Origin of the sequence: Streptomyces dioscori, from assembly GCF_003024195.1 — a bacterium.
GTDB lineage: Bacteria > Actinomycetota > Actinomycetes > Streptomycetales > Streptomycetaceae > Streptomyces > Streptomyces dioscori.
On sequence record NZ_KZ679038.1, the window covers coordinates 689,011 to 703,608 of the forward strand.

Below are 14,598 nucleotides of genomic sequence, written 5' to 3' on the forward strand. Positions count from 1 at the left end.
TGACGCCCGGCGCTTGGCGCTCGGGCTGTGCCGCGGTCAGTTGACCTTGCGGGCGGAGGCGCTCCAGAAGCGGTCGCGCAGTTCCCGGCGCAGGATCTTGCCGCTGGGGTTGCGCGGAACACTGTCGATCAGTTCGTAGCGGGCGGGCAGCTTGAATCCCGCCAGTTGCGGGACGAGGAAGGTGTGCAGGTCCCGGGGTGTGGGCCGGTGCTCGGGAACGGGGACGACGAAGGCGTGCACGTACTCGCCCCAGCGCTCGTCGGGGGCGCCGACGACGACGGCCTCGGCGACGCCCGGGTGGCCTTCCAGGACGTTCTCGATCTCGGCGGGGTAGACGTTCTCGCCGGCGACGAGGATCGCGTCCTTGATGCGGTCCCGGATGACGACGTATCCGTCCTCGTCGATGTATCCGGCGTCCCCGGTGTGGATCCAGCCGTCGACGAGGACTTCCGCGGTCTTCTCGGGCAGTCCCCAGTACTCCACCATGTGCGCGGGTGTGGCCAGGCAGAGCTCGCCGACCGCGCCCGGCGGCAGTTCGCGCCCCTCGCCGTCGATCACCTTGCCGCGCACGCCCGGATAGGGCCGTCCGGCCGCCTGCATGAGGGGACTGCCGGGAACATGGGCGGCCGGGGGCAGACAGACCGCGGTGTTACCGGTCTCGGTGAGGCCGTAGATCTGGGCGAACTCGCAGTTCACGACGGTGAGGCTCTCCTCCAGGAGTGCCTCGGAGATCGGGGAGCCGCCGTAGACGACCTTGCGCAGGGTGGTGAAGTCCCGTGCGCCGACGCCGGGTTCACCGAGCATCATGCGGAGCATGGCGGGCACGACGCAGGCGGTGGTGACGCCGAGGTCCCGGATGAGGGCGACGGCCTCGCGGGCGTCGAAGGCGCGCATCGCGACCACGGTCGTACCCGCGTTGAAGTTCTGGGTGGCCCACCACAGACCGCCGACGTGGAAGCCGGGGATGCCGATCAGCGCGATGTCACCGGTGCGCCAGTCGATCCAGTCCAGTTGCTCGCTCGCCAGCGCGTCCCGGATCGCGAAGAAACTGCGGTGGGCGAGGACGACACCCTTGGGCAGTCCGGTGGTGCCGCTGGTGTAGAGCTGGGCGACCGGGGTGTCGGGGGTGACGTGCGGTGCCGAGTCGGTGTCCGGGCGAACGCCCACGTCGATTTCGGGGAGGGCGGCCAGGTCGGTGTCCGGGTGGGACACCTTCCATGCGGAGAAGCCGTCGTCCAACGCGACGATCGTCTCAGGAGGCGCACTCGGCATCCCCTCGACGGTCGGCCCGAACTCGGCTTCCAGGAAGAGCAGTCGGGCCCGCGAGTCCCGCAGGATGTGGCTGACCTCGGGCGCGGCGAGCCGCCAGTTGACCGGAACGAGGACGGTGCCGCTCTTGGCGCACCCGAACAGCACCTCGTAGTAGTGCTCCGACTCCTTGCCGAGGTAGGCGACCCGGTCGCCCGGTGCGAGCCCGGCGGCCCGGAGGGCATGGGCGATGCGATTGCTCTCACTGTGCAGTTGCCCGTACGTCAGCGTGCGGCCCTCGCAGAGCACGGCGGGGGCGGTGGGCCGGCGCTCCGCGTGGAAGCCCGTGGTCCGGACGAGCGTCCGGAGCTGTGGGTGGTGGAGTCTGTCCGTGGTCATTCGGCTTGCCTCTCCTCTCGTGTCAGGGGACGTTGACGAACGCCAGGACCGCTTTTCCGTCGCACCGGCCCGACGCGTCGTCCCAGTAGCGGTAGACGGTCTCCGCGTGCAGGAAGGGCGAGCCGTCGGCCAGGGCACGCCGGGTGACGGACCGGAATTCCATCTCCCCGCAAAAGGCACGGGGATTGACGGGGCGCCGGAAGTTCGCGGCGAAGCGGGCGATGAGAATGTCGGGAAGCTGATGTTTCCAGAAATCGTCCAGCGTCCAGGATTCGAACCCCGTCAGCAGCCCCTCTTTCACGGACTTGGCGACGAGGTAATACATCATCTGGTTGTAGCAGATGTTCACCTCGACGGAGTTCAGGTGCCCGGTGTCGTCGATGTAGCACGATTCCGGGATCGTGAACTCGCAGCGTGCGGAGGCCTGTCCGGCGGCCTCGGACACGACGACGGCCGAACGCAGGTACTTGCAGTGGTCCTTGTAGGGCGTGAGCACCCGCGCCAGCAGGTGCTCGTCCGTGGGGTGCTCGACGGCGAGGAGAGCTGTCATGCCGCCCCGATTCCGTCGTGGAGTCTGCGTTCGTCGTGCACGGTGACGCGGAAGGAGACGGTCGGCTCGGGTGTGGTCGTGTGCCGGGCGCGGTGGATGAGGCTGCGGTTGTCCCACACCAACAAGTCGCCCTGCTCGAAACCCTGGAGGTGGATGTTGTCGTGCGTGAAGGTCTCGTCGAGCTGACCGGTGGCCTCGAACAGCCGCTTGAGCAACTCCTCGTCGAGCGGCTCCCCGTCCCGGTCCTCGATGCCGACGGTGAATCCCTCACTGAGGTAGAGAACGGTCTCGCCGGTCATGGGATGGGTGAAGGTGGTCGGCTGTCTGACGGCCGGGGTCTTCCGCTCGACCTCCTCGATGATCTCGGAGATCGGCCGGTAGACGTCATGGGGCCGGATCTTGAAGTACTTGCGCACGGAGTGCCGGCAGTACGTTCCGTCGATCTCCTTCTTGAGCGCCTCGGGCAGACCTTCGTATGCCCGGCCCATGTCGATGAAGTACGTACCGCGACTCTTCGCCGGAATCACTTGGGGGTATATCAGGGTGATTCCGAAGGGGTCGGGCATGAACTGGTAGTCGGCGTGCCAGAACTTGCCGGTCCTCGGTACGCCTATCTGCTGTCCGTTCTCCGGGACATTGGAGGAGACGAATATCTCCGTGACCTCCGGGTGGTGGTACATGGGCTCGTAGTAGGTCTCGGGTCGGCCCAGTCGCCTGCCCAGTGCGAGGAACTCCTGGGGGGAGAGGTCCTGTCCCTTCAGGACGGCGATCTTCTTCGTGTGGACGGCGTTCTTGAGGACGTCCATGTCGGCGTCGGAGGCGCCGGTGTGGTCGAAGCCCTCGACGATCACACCGATCGCGTCGCCGGGCTGGTCCTGGATCCGCATGGGATTGCCTTTCGCTTTTCTTGAGAGCTCGGCCGGGATACCGGCCGGCTGCTGGTACTGCCGGGAATGTTCGGGTTGCGCGTGGAGCGGGTGTTCAGGACGTGGTGACGTCCGCCGTCCGGTGGCGGGCGAACAGCGCGAGCGCGCCGCAGCCGATGCCTGCCGCGATGACGAGGACGGCGGTCCGGATGCCGTCGAGGAGGGCGGGGCCGGAGGCGTTCTGCCCGATGCCGCCGGCCACCGCGACCAGGAGGGCGAGGCCCACGGCACCGCCGACCTGCAGGGCGGTCGACGCCATTCCGGAGGCCACGCCCTGGTCACCGGGGGCGACTCCGGCGGACGCGGCGATCCACATCCCCGTCCAGGCGGCTCCTTGGCCGAGGCCCAGCAGGACGATCCCCGGCAGCAGCGCGGAATACGAGCCGTCCGACGTCAGCGCCAGAGCCAGTGCGACGGCTCCGGCGGCGCCCAGGGCCATCCCGCCGACCATCATGCGGCGGACGCCGAGGACGGCCACGGCCCGCTCACCGGCCTGCGTGCCGACGGCGACCACGAGGGCGGGCACCAGGAACGCGAGTCCGGTGGCGGCGGCGCCGTACCCCTGGACAGAGCGGAAGTACAAGGTCAGGAAGTACGGGACCGAACTGAAGGTGGCGCCGAAGAGGGCGGCGACGCCCATGGCGGTGAGCAGACCGGGGTGGGCGAGCAGTCCTGCCGGTACGAGCGGATCACGGGCCCGGCGCTCCACTGCGCCGAAGAGCGTCAGCAGTCCGAGGGAGAGCACCGCGCTCAGGACGACCGTGGGAGTCCCCCAGCCCTCGGCGGGTGCCCGCACCAGCACGAACACCAGGAGGGTGATTCCACCCGTCGCGGTCAGCGCACCCGCCATGTCGAAGGTCCGCGAGCGGTCCCGCGGTCCGTCGGCGGGGAAGAGCAGCCGTCCCGCCACCGCGAGCGCTCCCGCCACGGGCACGTTGACGAGGAACACCGAAGGCCAGCCGAACGCCTCCACCAGCACGCCGCCGAGCAGGGATCCGAAGCACAGCCCGCCGGCTCCCGCGGCGCCCCAGACCGCGAGGGCACGGTTGCGGTCGCGCCCCTCCTCGTACAGGGTCCCGATCAGGGACAGCGTCGCCGGGAACAGCAGGGAACCCCCGATGCCCTGGACCGCCCGGACGGCGACGAGTACGCCGGGTGACTGCGACAGGCCGCCCACCAGGGACGAGCCCGCGTAGAGCAGCGCCGCCACGACGAACACGCGGCGCCGGCCGAGCAGGTCCGCGGCCCGGCCGCCCAGCAGCAGGAAGCCTCCCGTGGCCACGACGTAGGCGCTCACCACCCACTGGAGATCGTGGTCGGAGAAGCCCAGCCCGGCGCCGATGTCGGGCAGGGCGACGTACACGATGTTGTAGTCGAGCGAGATGACGAGTTGCCCCAGCGCCAGCACGGCCAGCGGAAGCCCGAGCGGATTGCGCATCACTCGGCCCGCATGAGCCGGCGCACCTCGGTCACGACGGCCTCCAACGCCCGGCGTTCCGGAACAGTGGTCTCCGGATGCCAGAGATCCATGAGCAGACAGGTCCGCGGTGCGGTGCCCTCGTTGCGTGCCTCGTGCTCGAAGGAGTAGTCGAAGAGCAGGCATTTCCCCTCCTCCCAGGAGCGCGTTTCTCCCGCGACCGTGATGCTGCACCCGTCGGGGACGTCCACGGCGAGATGCAGGTTGATGCTGAAGTTCCACAGGTCGCAATGGGGTGCGATGACGGCGCCGGGCAACAGCGTGGAGAAATGGCATTCCAGGAGGGGGCACAGGATTCCCGTCTCCACGGCGGATTCCTTCAGCACCCGGTATGCGGTGGGAGCGATACCGGCCGATTCCTCGACGAGGCCGCCCTCGTGGAAGAGATGGAGCGCCTGCCAGTTCCGCTGCCGGGTCAGATAGTGCTCGTAGTCCGAGAACGCCTCGCGGTGGGCGGCCCATGCGGACCCGATCTCCTTCTTGATCAGCCGATGGTTTGCCTCCAGTTCACGGACGACGGGAGCCAGTTCCGCGTAGACGTAAGGATCGTGCCAGGGGGTGGGAGAGATTCCCGGCATGACCCACTTGGCCGCCTTCTGCAGGGGATGCCTTTCCGCCCTGCCTGCCGCCAGCATCTGCTCGACCCGGTCGATCGCTTCCTTTCCGAACTCCGCTCTGATCGCGGCGAAGGCGTTCTCTATCTCTGGTGTCACACGGTTCTCCATGTCCCGCGTCCCGTCCCGCCGAATACCTCGCGGAGTGGTCGGCGTCCGGGTCTGCGCTTTCACCTCAGTAGTCGGTCACCGGGGTGCGGGAGTTCCCGGGAATTCGCGGGGTTTTTCATTGTGTCCGGGCGAGAAGCTCGACGAGGGTCGCGCGGGCGCGTGCCACCCGTGAGCGGATCGTCCCGACGGCGCAGCCGCTCAATTCGGCGGCCTCCTCGTAGGCCAGTCCGGCCAGTTGGGTGAGCACGAACGCCTGGCGGCGCTCGGGCGCCAGCGCGTCCAGCAGATCGAGCAGCGCCACGCCCTCCTCGAAGCCGGGCAGTCCGGTCGGGCGGGCCCGGTCGGCACATGTCGTCCAGTCGTCCGTGTCGGCGAGCCGCGGCCGTGCGGCGGCGTACCGCAGGCTGTCGACGACCGTGCGGCGGGCGATGGACAGCAGCCAGGTACGTGCCGACGAGCGCCCCTCGAACCGGTGCAGGCTGCCCAGCGCCCGCAGGAACGTGTCCTGCGCCAGATCGTCGGCGGCCTGGTGGTCGGCGCCGACGCGGGTGAGATAGCGGACGACGTCGGGACGCAGGGCGCGCACGAACCGGTCGACGGCGTAGGGGTCGCCGCCCCGGGCGGCCAGTGCCCAGGCGGTGGCCGCCTCGTCGCGCGCTTCCGACGTGCCAGGTTCGACCGTGCCGGATCCAGACGCACCGCGTTCCGACCCACCGGATGTCGACGCACCGAACTTCGACGCACCGAATTTCGAGGCACCCGATTCCGACGCCCCGGATTCCGACGTGCCAAGCTCAGCCGTGCCGGGTTCAGATGTCACTGGCCCGGCCGGTCCACGACCGCGACGCTCCGTACGGCCCCGCTGCGCTCGAAGTGCAGGGTGACCGTCACGAGGTCGCCGATCCGCCAGTCCGCGTTCGCCGGCACGATCACGTCGAGGCTGTTCGGGGACATGGAGATGCTGTCGCCGGCCGCTACCGGGACCGAGGTCACCGTCCGCGCGGAGGCCGAGCGTGCGCCTGTCATGCGATGACGGCTGAGGCTGGTGGCGCCGTCGGCCTCCGTGGACGTCACCTTGAGCAGCCGGTCCGCGGAGCCTCCGGTGTTGGTGATCCGGAAGAAGGCCGCCGTCTCCGGGGTGTCGCCGGTGGGCAGGAACAGGCGTCCGCCGGTGACCGCGATCCGGGCCGGGCTGCCCGCGTTGCCGAGGACGGTCCAGATGCTCAGACCGCCGAGTGCGAGGACGGACGCGGCGACGGGCGCGAGTGCGGCGAGCAGGGTGTCGGTGAGCCGGCGGCGCGTCGGCCGCCAGAGGGTCTGGTCGGTCATCGGGTACGCCTCCGGGCAGTGGGTGAGGGCTGCCAGGCGCGCAGGCGCAGGCTGTTGGCGACGACCAGGACCGAGCTGGCCGACATGGCCGCCGCGGCGAGCATCGGGTTGAGCAGGCCGACCATGGCGAGCGGCACGGTGACGGCGTTGTAGCCGAAGGCCCACACGAGGTTGACGCGGATGGTGCTCAGCGTGCGCCGGGCGAGCAGGACCGCGTCCGCGAGGGCTTCGATGCCGCCGCGCACCAGGGTGACGTCGGCGGCCCCGATGGCCACGTCGGTGCCGCTGCCCATGGCGATGCCCAGGTCGGCGCCGGCCAGCGCGGCGGCGTCGTTCACCCCGTCACCGACGACCGCGACCCGGTAGCCCTGCTCCTGAAGGTCCCGTACGAGGTCGGCCTTGTCCTCGGGTGTGCGGCGGGCGTGCACCTCGTCGATCCGCAGGGCGGACGCGACGGCCCTGGCGGGCGCCTCCCGGTCGCCGGTCGCGAGCACGGGACGTACTCCGAGGTGGCGCAGCCGCTCGACGGCCCGGTAGCTCCCGGGCCGTACGACGTCGCCGATCGCGATCAGTGCTTCGACCGTGCCGTCGACCCGGACCATGACGGGTGTGTGGGCGGCGGCCTCGGCCGCCGCCAGGGCGTCCGCGAGTGCGGCGGGCACCTCGTCGTCCGGGGCTAGCACTTCGACGAGCCGCCCCTCGACCCGGCCGCGCACCCCCCGCCCCGGCAGAGCACGGAACTCGCTCACCCCGGGCGACCCATGAACCTCAGACGTTTCAACCGCTTCCGGAACTCCCGCACCTCCCGGCCGCTGTCGACCCGCGGCCGACTCCCGTCGCGCGTACGCGGTGACGGCCCGGCCGAGCGGATGTTCCGAGCCCTGTTCCACGGCTCCCGCCAGCCGCAGCACCGCGTCCCTGCCGAGTCCGTCCGGTACGGCGGTGACCGCGGCGACGCTCATACGGCCGGAGGTGAGGGTGCCGGTCTTGTCCAGGACGACGACGTCGACATGCTGCAGCCCCTCCAGTGCCTGCGGGCCGGTGACCAGGACGCCGAGCTGGGCGCCCCGGCCGGTCGCGGCCATCAGCGCGGTCGGGGTCGCGAGGCCCAGTGCACAGGGGCAGGCCACCACCAGGACGGCCACGCACGCGGTGACGGCGGCCTGCGCGTCGGCGCCCGCGCCCAGCCAGAACCCCAGGGTGGTCACGGCCAGCGCCAGCACGACGGGCACGAACACACCGGCCACCGTGTCGGCGAGCCGTTGGGCGCGCGCCTTGCCGGTCTGCGCCTCGGTGACCAGCCGGGTGATACGGGCGAGCTGCGTGTCCGCGCCGACCGCCGTGGCCCGTACGAGGAGCAGCCCGCCGGCGTTGACGGCCCCGCCGACCACGGCCGAACCCGGCCCGACCTCGATCGGTTCGGTTTCACCGGTGACCAGGGACAGGTCCACCGCGGAGCTGCCCTCCGTCACCTTCCCGTCGGTGGCGACCCGCTCCCCCGGCCGTACCACGAATACCTGACCGGCCCGCAACTCCGCGATGGGGACGAGCCGTTCGGTGCCGTCCGCGCGGACCGCCACCTCCTTGGCGGCGAGCGAGGCCAGCGATCTCAGCGCAGCCCCGGTCCCGCGCCGGGCCCTCGCCTCCAGGAAACGGCCCGCCAGGACGAACAGCGGTACGCCGACCGCCGCTTCGAGGTAGAGGTGCGCGACGCCGTCCGGGACGGAGGGCACGAGCGTGAACGGCATCCGCATCCCGGGGTCACCGGCTCCGCCGAGGAAGAGGGCGTACGCCGACCAGGCGAAGGAGGCCAGTACGCCCAGCGACACCAGGGTGTCCATGGTGGCCGCGGAGTGCCGCAGACCGCGTACCGCGCGGGTGTGGAAGGGCCAGGAGCCCCATACGGCGACGGGCGCGGTGAGGGCGAAGCAGAGCCACTGCCAGTTGCGGAACTGGAGCGCGGGCGCCATCGACAGGACGAGTACGGGCAGGGCGAGCAGGGCCGTGACGACCAGCCGGTCACGCGCGGACCTCGCGTCCTCGGAACCGTCGTCGTCCGGTGTCTCCCGCTGCTCGCCCTTCGGCGTGGGCGGTTCGGGTACGGCCGCGGTGTATCCGGCCTTCTCCACGGTCGCGACGAGTTCACCGGGGCCGATGCCCGCCGGATGGGTCACGCGGGCCGTACCGGTGGCGAGGTTGACGGTCGCCGTGACCCCCTCCAGCTTGCCCAGCTTCTTCTCCACTCGGCTCACACAGGCCGCGCAGGTCATCCCGCCGACGGTCAGATCGGTGGTGACCAAGGGGGTGGTCACCGGCTCCGCGCCCATCAGCGGTCTCCCTCATGCGTGCCACCCATGCCGCCCATGTCCCCGCCGTCCCCGCTGTCCCCCATGTCGTCGGCCCCGCCGGAGCCGGGGCCGGTGCCGGAGTCCGTGCCGGTGCCGCTGCCGCTCGTACCGGTGGTGCCGTGCATCGAGGGTGCGACGGGCCCGGCGGACACTCCGGCGGCGTAGGACGCCGTGAAGACGAGGGCCAGCAGCAGGAGGAAGCCGCAGAGGGCGGGCGGGGGTGCCGCCTTTCTCAGCAGCACGGCCGCACCGCTGTCGGGGGATTGCCGGGGCTCGTCCATCAACCGCGTCTCCAGGTCACGTCGTACGGCGTCGCCGGGAGCGCGCCGAACCGCCTCAGTAGTCGGGCCGGCCGCGAGTGAGGTTCCTCGGTGCGCCTGTGGCCCGCGTCACACGAGTGGCGGCCGTTCCGGGCGTGGCTTCAGATCCGGGCATGGCTTCAGAGGTGCGGGCCCGCCCGGCGCCCGCGGACACGCCGGTGCTCCCGCAGCCGTGCCACACGGTCCCCGACCCGACGTGCGCGACCGGTGAGGCGGAGGTCACCGAGGCCGCGAGGGCAAGGTCACAGCCCTCGCCTCTGCTGTGACTCAAGCAATCTGCCCTAGCATCCGAGCATGACGGTCCTGCCCAACGACGGGCTCTCGCTGGCCGCCGGGTTTCCTTCCGCGACACATGAACAGTGGCGACGCCTCGTGGCGGGCGTGCTGAACAAGTCGGGCAAGGAGGTCTCGGACGAGACGGCGGAGGCAGCCCTGTCCACCGCGCTGGAGGACGGGCTCGCCACCCGGCCTCTGTACACGGCGCACGACGAGGCCCCCGACCCCGGTTTCCCCGGCTTCGCGCCCTTCGTACGAGGGGGCAGGCCCGACGGGAACACCGTCGGCGGCTGGGGCGTACGCCAGCGGCACACGACCGCCGACGGCGCCGCGGTCCTCGCGGACCTGGAGAACGGCGTCAGTTCGCTCTGGCTGGTCGTCGGCGAGGGCGGATTCCCGGTGTCGTCGCTCGCTCAGGCCCTCGAAGGCGTGCTCCTCGACCTGGCGCCCGTCGTCCTCGACGCGGGACGCGACACCGAGCCGGCCGCGCGGGAACTGCTGCGGCTGTACGAGGAGCGGGGCGTCGCCGAGGACGCGGTGCGCGGCAGTCTCGGCGCGGACCCGCTGGGCCACGAGGCGCGCAGCGGCGAGGCGTTGGACTTCGCACCGGCCGCCGCCCTCGCACGTCTGTGCGCCGAGGGGTATCCGGGGCTGCGGGCACTGACCGTGGACGCGATGCCGTATCACGAGGCGGGCGGCTCGGCGGCGCAGGAACTGGGTGCTTCCCTGGCGAACGGTGTCGCCTGTCTCCGGGAGCTGACCGAGGCGGGGCTATCCGCCGAACAGGCTTGCGGACAGCTGGAGTTCCGGTACGCGGCCACCGCCGACCAGTTCCTCACCATCGCCAAGCTGCGCGCCGCGCGCCGGCTGTGGGCGCGGGTCGCCGAGGTGTGCGGGGCGCCGCGGGCGGGGGCGCAGGTGCAGCACGCCGTGACCTCGCCGGTGATGATGTCGCGCCGCGATCCGTGGGTGAACATGCTGCGCACGACGATCGCCACGCTGGCCGCCGGGGTGGGCGGCGCCGACGCCGTCACCGTGCTGCCCTTCGACCACGCCCTCGGGCTGCCGGACGCCTTCGCCCGCCGTATCGCCCGCAACACCTCGACGATCCTGGTCGAGGAGTCACATCTGGCGCGGGTGATCGACCCGGCGGGCGGTTCCTGGTACGTGGAGCGGCTCACCGACGAACTCGCCCACGCGGGCTGGGAGTTCTTCCAGCGGATCGAGGGCCTCGGCGGTCAGGCCGCCGCCCTGCGCTCGGGCCGTCTCGCCGAGGACCTGGCGAAGACCTGGGAGGCGCGCAGCGCGAAGCTGGCCAAGCGGCGCGAACCCATCACCGGGGTCAGCGAGTTCCCGAATCTCGGCGAGCGCGTTCCGCGGCGTGAGCCCGTCCCCGAGCCGCCGTCCGGCGGGCTCCCGAAGGTGCGCCGCGACGAGGCGTTCGAGGTGCTGCGGGCCCGTTCCGACGCGCATCTCGCCGCCACCGGCAGCCGGCCGCGCGTCTATCTGGCCTCCATCGGCCCGGCCGCCGCGCACACGGCCCGGACCTCGTTCGTGTCGAACCTCTTCCAGGCCGGCGGCATCGAGCCCGTCACCGAGGGTGCCTTCGAGGACAGCGGGACCAGCGAGGCGTGTCTGTGCTCCAGCGACGCGCTGTACGAGGAGCAGGCCGCGAGCACGGCACAGGCACTCAAAGCGGCAGGGGCACAGCATGTGTTCCTCGCCGGCCGTCCCGGGCAGTACCCGGATGTCGACGCGTACGTCTTCGCGGGCTGCGACGCCGTCGCCGTGCTCTCCGCCACCCTCGACCGCATGGGAGTGTCCTGATGGGAATCCCCGACTTCTCCGGGATCCAGCTGGGGACCCCGGCCGCCGCGGGCGGCCCCGACGACTGGCGCACGGCCGTCAAGCACGCGACCGGCGACGACGAGGCCTTCTGGGAGACCCCGGAGGGCATCGCGGTCAAGCCGCTGTACACCGGGCACGACCTGGAGGGTCTCGACTTCCTGGAGACCTACCCGGGTGTCGCGCCGTACCTGCGCGGCCCGTACCCCACGATGTACGTCAACCAGCCCTGGACGATCCGTCAGTACGCGGGGTTCTCGACGGCTGAGGAGTCCAACGCCTTCTACCGCCGCAATCTGGCCGCCGGGCAGAAGGGTCTGTCGGTCGCCTTCGACCTGCCGACCCACCGCGGCTACGACAGCGACCACCCGCGGGTGACGGGTGACGTCGGCATGGCGGGCGTGGCCATCGACTCCATCCTCGACATGCGGCAGCTGTTCGACGGGATCCCGCTCGACAGGATGTCCGTGTCGATGACGATGAACGGCGCCGTGCTGCCGGTGCTCGCGCTGTACATCGTGGCGGCGGAGGAGCAGGGCGTACCGCCGGAGAAGCTGGCCGGGACCATCCAGAACGACATCCTCAAGGAGTTCATGGTCCGCAACACCTACATCTATCCGCCGAAGCCGTCGATGCGGATCATCTCCGACATCTTCGCGTACACCTCGCAGCGGATGCCCCGCTACAACTCCATCTCCATCTCCGGCTACCACATCCAGGAGGCCGGGGCGACGGCTGATCTGGAGCTGGCTTACACCCTCGCGGACGGTGTCGAGTACATCCGGGCGGGCCGTGCAGTGGGCCTGGACGTGGACGCGTTCGCGCCGCGGCTGTCCTTCTTCTGGGCGATCGGCATGAACTTCTTCATGGAGGTCGCCAAGTTGCGGGCGGCGCGCCTGCTGTGGGCGAAGCTGGTCAAGCAGTTCGACCCGCAGAACGCCAAGTCCCTTTCCCTGCGCACCCATTCGCAGACCTCGGGCTGGTCGCTGACGGCGCAGGACGTGTTCAACAACGTGACACGTACGTGTGTGGAGGCGATGGCGGCGACGCAGGGCCACACCCAGTCGCTGCACACCAACGCCCTCGACGAGGCGCTCGCGCTGCCCACCGACTTCTCGGCGCGCATCGCCCGCAACACCCAGCTGCTGATCCAGCAGGAGTCGGGGACGACCCGGGTCATCGACCCGTGGGGCGGCAGCGCGTACGTCGAGAAACTGACGTACGACCTCGCGCGGCGGGCCTGGCAGCACATCGAGGAGGTCGAGGCGGCGGGCGGTATGGCCAAGGCCATCGACGCGGGCATCCCCAAGCTGCGCATCGAGGAGGCCGCGGCCCGTACGCAGGCGCGGATCGACTCGGGGCGCCAGCCGGTGATCGGCGTCAACAAGTACCGCGTGGAGACCGACGAGCAGATCGACGTCCTCACGGTCGACAACTCCTCCGTGCGCACCCAGCAGATCGAGAAGCTGCGGCGGCTGCGGGCCGAGCGCGACGAGGGCGCGTGCCAGGACGCGCTCGACGCGCTGACCCGGGCGGCCGGCGGCGAGGGCAACCTGCTGGAGCTGGCGGTGCGCGCGGCCCGCGCCAAGGCCACCGTCGGGGAGATCTCGGACGCGCTGGAGAAGGTGTACGGGCGGCACGCGGGCCAGATCCGTACGATCGCCGGTGTGTACCGCAACGAAGCAGGCGAGTCCCCGTCCGTGGACCGCACCCGTACGCTCGTGGACTCCTTCGAGGAGGCCGAGGGCCGCCGCCCGCGCATCCTGGTCGCCAAGATGGGCCAGGACGGGCACGACCGCGGCCAGAAGGTGATCGCGACGGCCTTCGCGGACCTCGGCTTCGACGTCGACGTCGGCCCGCTGTTCCAGACCCCGGGCGAGGTGGCCCGTCAGGCGGTGGAGGCGGACGTGCACATCGTGGGCGTCTCGTCGCTGGCCGCCGGGCACCTCACGCTCGTACCGGCGCTGCGGGAGGAGCTGGCGGCGGAGGGCCGCGAGGACATCATGGTGGTCGTCGGCGGGGTGATCCCGCCGCAGGACGTGCCAACGCTGCTGGAAATGGGCGCGGCGGCCGTGTTCCCGCCCGGGACGGTGATCCCGGACGCGGCGTACGACCTCGTCCAGCGGCTCTCGACCGGTCTCGGGCACGACCTGTGATCGAACTCGACACCTACGTCAAGGGTGTACTCGACGGGAAGCGGGCGCTGATCGCGCGTGCCATCACGCTCGTCGAGTCCACCCGGCCCCAGCACCGTGCGCTGGCACAGGAGTTGCTGACCGAGCTGCTTCCGTACAGCGGGCGGGCGCGGCGGATCGGTATCAGTGGTGTGCCGGGGGTCGGGAAGTCGACGTTCATCGACGCGTTCGGCACGATGCTGACCGGGCTCGGGCACCGGGTGGCGGTCCTTGCGGTGGACCCGTCGTCCAGCCGTACGGGCGGTTCGATCCTGGGCGACAAGACCCGGATGGAGCGCCTCGCCGTCGACCCGGCGGCCTTCATCCGCCCCTCCCCCACCGCCGGAACCCTCGGCGGGGTGGCCAAGGCGACCCGCGAGTCGATCGTCGTCATGGAGGCCGCGGGACACGACGTGGTGCTGGTGGAGACGGTCGGCGTCGGACAGTCGGAGACCGCGGTCGCGAACATGGTCGACTCCTTCCTGCTGCTGACCCTGGCCCGCACCGGCGACCAGCTCCAGGGCATCAAGAAGGGCGTCCTGGAACTGGCGGACGTGATCGCCGTCAACAAGGCGGACGGGCCGCACGAACGTGACGCCAAGGCCGCCGCGCGGGAACTGGCGGGCGCGCTTCGGCTGATGCACGGCAAGGACGCGGCCTGGACGCCGCCCGTGCTGAGCTGCAGCGCCCGCGAATCGGCCGGTCTCGACACCGTCTGGGAGCGCCTCGAACAGCACCGTACGCTGCTCGACTCGACCGGCCGGCTCGCCGCCAAGCGCCGTGACCAGCAGGTCGACTGGACCTGGACCATGGTCCGCGAGGAGCTGCTGGGCCGGCTGCACGCCGATCCGGCCGTACGCGCCCTCACGCCCGCCCTCGAAGAGCAGGTGCGCAACGGCGAGCTGACGGCCACGCTCGCCGCCGAGCGGATCCTGCGGGCGTTCAACGACCCGGCGGCGGACGGTGGCGAGGGCTGACGGT

The 14,598-nt window shown here is 71.0% G+C and carries 12 protein-coding genes; 3 read left to right on the forward strand and 9 right to left on the reverse strand.

The window, feature by feature from the left end:
• Positions 1-36: 36 nt before the first annotated feature.
• The 9 genes from C6Y14_RS02990 to C6Y14_RS03030 form a co-directional block, all read right to left on the reverse strand.
• A complete protein-coding gene (locus C6Y14_RS02990; protein ID WP_107014824.1) occupies positions 37-1,647 on the reverse strand; it encodes a long-chain-fatty-acid--CoA ligase in 1,611 nt (536 codons plus the stop codon).
• 22 nt (positions 1,648-1,669) lie between these two features.
• Entirely contained in the window at positions 1,670-2,197 is a 528-nt protein-coding gene (gene scoD, locus C6Y14_RS02995) for a (2E)-enoyl-ACP glycyltransferase (protein ID WP_107014825.1), read from the reverse strand.
• Entirely contained in the window at positions 2,194-3,084 is an 891-nt protein-coding gene (gene scoE / locus C6Y14_RS03000; RefSeq protein ID WP_107014826.1) for a (3R)-3-[(carboxymethyl)amino]fatty acid oxygenase/decarboxylase, read from the reverse strand. Before scoE ends, scoD begins: the two co-directional genes overlap by 4 nt.
• A 94-nt stretch (positions 3,085-3,178) precedes the next feature.
• Positions 3,179-4,561 (reverse strand): MFS transporter, encoded by a 1,383-nt coding sequence (locus tag C6Y14_RS03005; protein ID WP_107014827.1) that lies wholly within the window; start codon positions 4,559-4,561, stop codon positions 3,179-3,181.
• Positions 4,561-5,313 (reverse strand): aspartyl/asparaginyl beta-hydroxylase domain-containing protein, encoded by a 753-nt coding sequence (locus C6Y14_RS03010; RefSeq protein ID WP_107015167.1) that lies wholly within the window; start codon positions 5,311-5,313, stop codon positions 4,561-4,563. The genes C6Y14_RS03005 and C6Y14_RS03010 overlap by 1 nt, the downstream gene beginning before the upstream one ends.
• 127 nt (positions 5,314-5,440) lie before the next feature.
• Positions 5,441-6,145, reverse strand: a complete 705-nt coding sequence (locus tag C6Y14_RS03015) for a sigma-70 family RNA polymerase sigma factor (protein ID WP_107014828.1) — start codon at positions 6,143-6,145, stop codon at positions 5,441-5,443.
• On the reverse strand, positions 6,142-6,654 hold the full coding sequence (locus tag C6Y14_RS03020; RefSeq protein ID WP_107014829.1) for a copper chaperone PCu(A)C: 513 nt from the start codon (positions 6,652-6,654) through the stop codon (positions 6,142-6,144). Before C6Y14_RS03020 ends, C6Y14_RS03015 begins: the two co-directional genes overlap by 4 nt.
• Positions 6,651-8,981: a heavy metal translocating P-type ATPase gene (locus C6Y14_RS03025; RefSeq protein ID WP_107014830.1), complete on the reverse strand. Its 2,331-nt coding sequence runs from the start codon at positions 8,979-8,981 to the stop codon at positions 6,651-6,653. Before C6Y14_RS03025 ends, C6Y14_RS03020 begins: the two co-directional genes overlap by 4 nt.
• Positions 8,981-9,283, reverse strand: coding sequence for a hypothetical protein (locus tag C6Y14_RS03030; protein ID WP_107014831.1), 303 nt, complete (start codon positions 9,281-9,283; stop codon positions 8,981-8,983). Before C6Y14_RS03030 ends, C6Y14_RS03025 begins: the two co-directional genes overlap by 1 nt.
• A 333-nt stretch (positions 9,284-9,616) precedes the next feature.
• Here C6Y14_RS03030 and C6Y14_RS03035 point away from each other — a divergent pair, with 333 nt between their 5' ends.
• Genes C6Y14_RS03035 through meaB form a run of 3 tightly spaced genes read left to right on the forward strand, consistent with a single transcriptional unit; the run spans position 9,617 to position 14,594 of the window.
• Positions 9,617-11,425 carry a methylmalonyl-CoA mutase family protein gene (locus C6Y14_RS03035; protein ID WP_107014832.1) on the forward strand — a complete coding sequence of 603 codons (1,809 nt, stop codon included), beginning with the start codon at positions 9,617-9,619 and terminating at the stop codon, positions 11,423-11,425.
• On the forward strand, positions 11,425-13,599 hold the full coding sequence (scpA, locus tag C6Y14_RS03040; RefSeq protein WP_107014833.1) for a methylmalonyl-CoA mutase: 2,175 nt from the start codon (positions 11,425-11,427) through the stop codon (positions 13,597-13,599). The genes C6Y14_RS03035 and scpA overlap by 1 nt, the downstream gene beginning before the upstream one ends.
• A complete protein-coding gene (gene meaB / locus C6Y14_RS03045) occupies positions 13,596-14,594 on the forward strand; it encodes a methylmalonyl Co-A mutase-associated GTPase MeaB (RefSeq protein WP_107014834.1) in 999 nt (332 codons plus the stop codon). The genes scpA and meaB overlap by 4 nt, the downstream gene beginning before the upstream one ends.
• Positions 14,595-14,598 lie beyond the last annotated feature (4 nt).

What these genes read in the sequence shown, in the direction of transcription:
- C6Y14_RS03005 (WP_107014827.1), bottom strand. Translation starts at nt 4,561, where the DNA reads ATGCGCAATCCGCTCGGGCTTCCGCTGGCCGTGCTGGCGCTGGGGCAA.
- scoD (WP_107014825.1), bottom strand. Translation starts at nt 2,197, where the DNA reads ATGACAGCTCTCCTCGCCGTCGAGCACCCCACGGACGAGCACCTGCTG.
- scpA (WP_107014833.1), top strand. Translation starts at nt 11,425, where the DNA reads ATGGGAATCCCCGACTTCTCCGGGATCCAGCTGGGGACCCCGGCCGCC.
- C6Y14_RS03025 (WP_107014830.1), bottom strand. Translation starts at nt 8,981, where the DNA reads ATGGGCGCGGAGCCGGTGACCACCCCCTTGGTCACCACCGATCTGACC.
- C6Y14_RS03030 (WP_107014831.1), bottom strand. Translation starts at nt 9,283, where the DNA reads ATGGACGAGCCCCGGCAATCCCCCGACAGCGGTGCGGCCGTGCTGCTG.
- C6Y14_RS03035 (WP_107014832.1), top strand. Translation starts at nt 9,617, where the DNA reads ATGACGGTCCTGCCCAACGACGGGCTCTCGCTGGCCGCCGGGTTTCCT.
- C6Y14_RS02990 (WP_107014824.1), bottom strand. Translation starts at nt 1,647, where the DNA reads ATGACCACGGACAGACTCCACCACCCACAGCTCCGGACGCTCGTCCGG.
- C6Y14_RS03020 (WP_107014829.1), bottom strand. Translation starts at nt 6,654, where the DNA reads ATGACCGACCAGACCCTCTGGCGGCCGACGCGCCGCCGGCTCACCGAC.
- scoE (WP_107014826.1), bottom strand. Translation starts at nt 3,084, where the DNA reads ATGCGGATCCAGGACCAGCCCGGCGACGCGATCGGTGTGATCGTCGAG.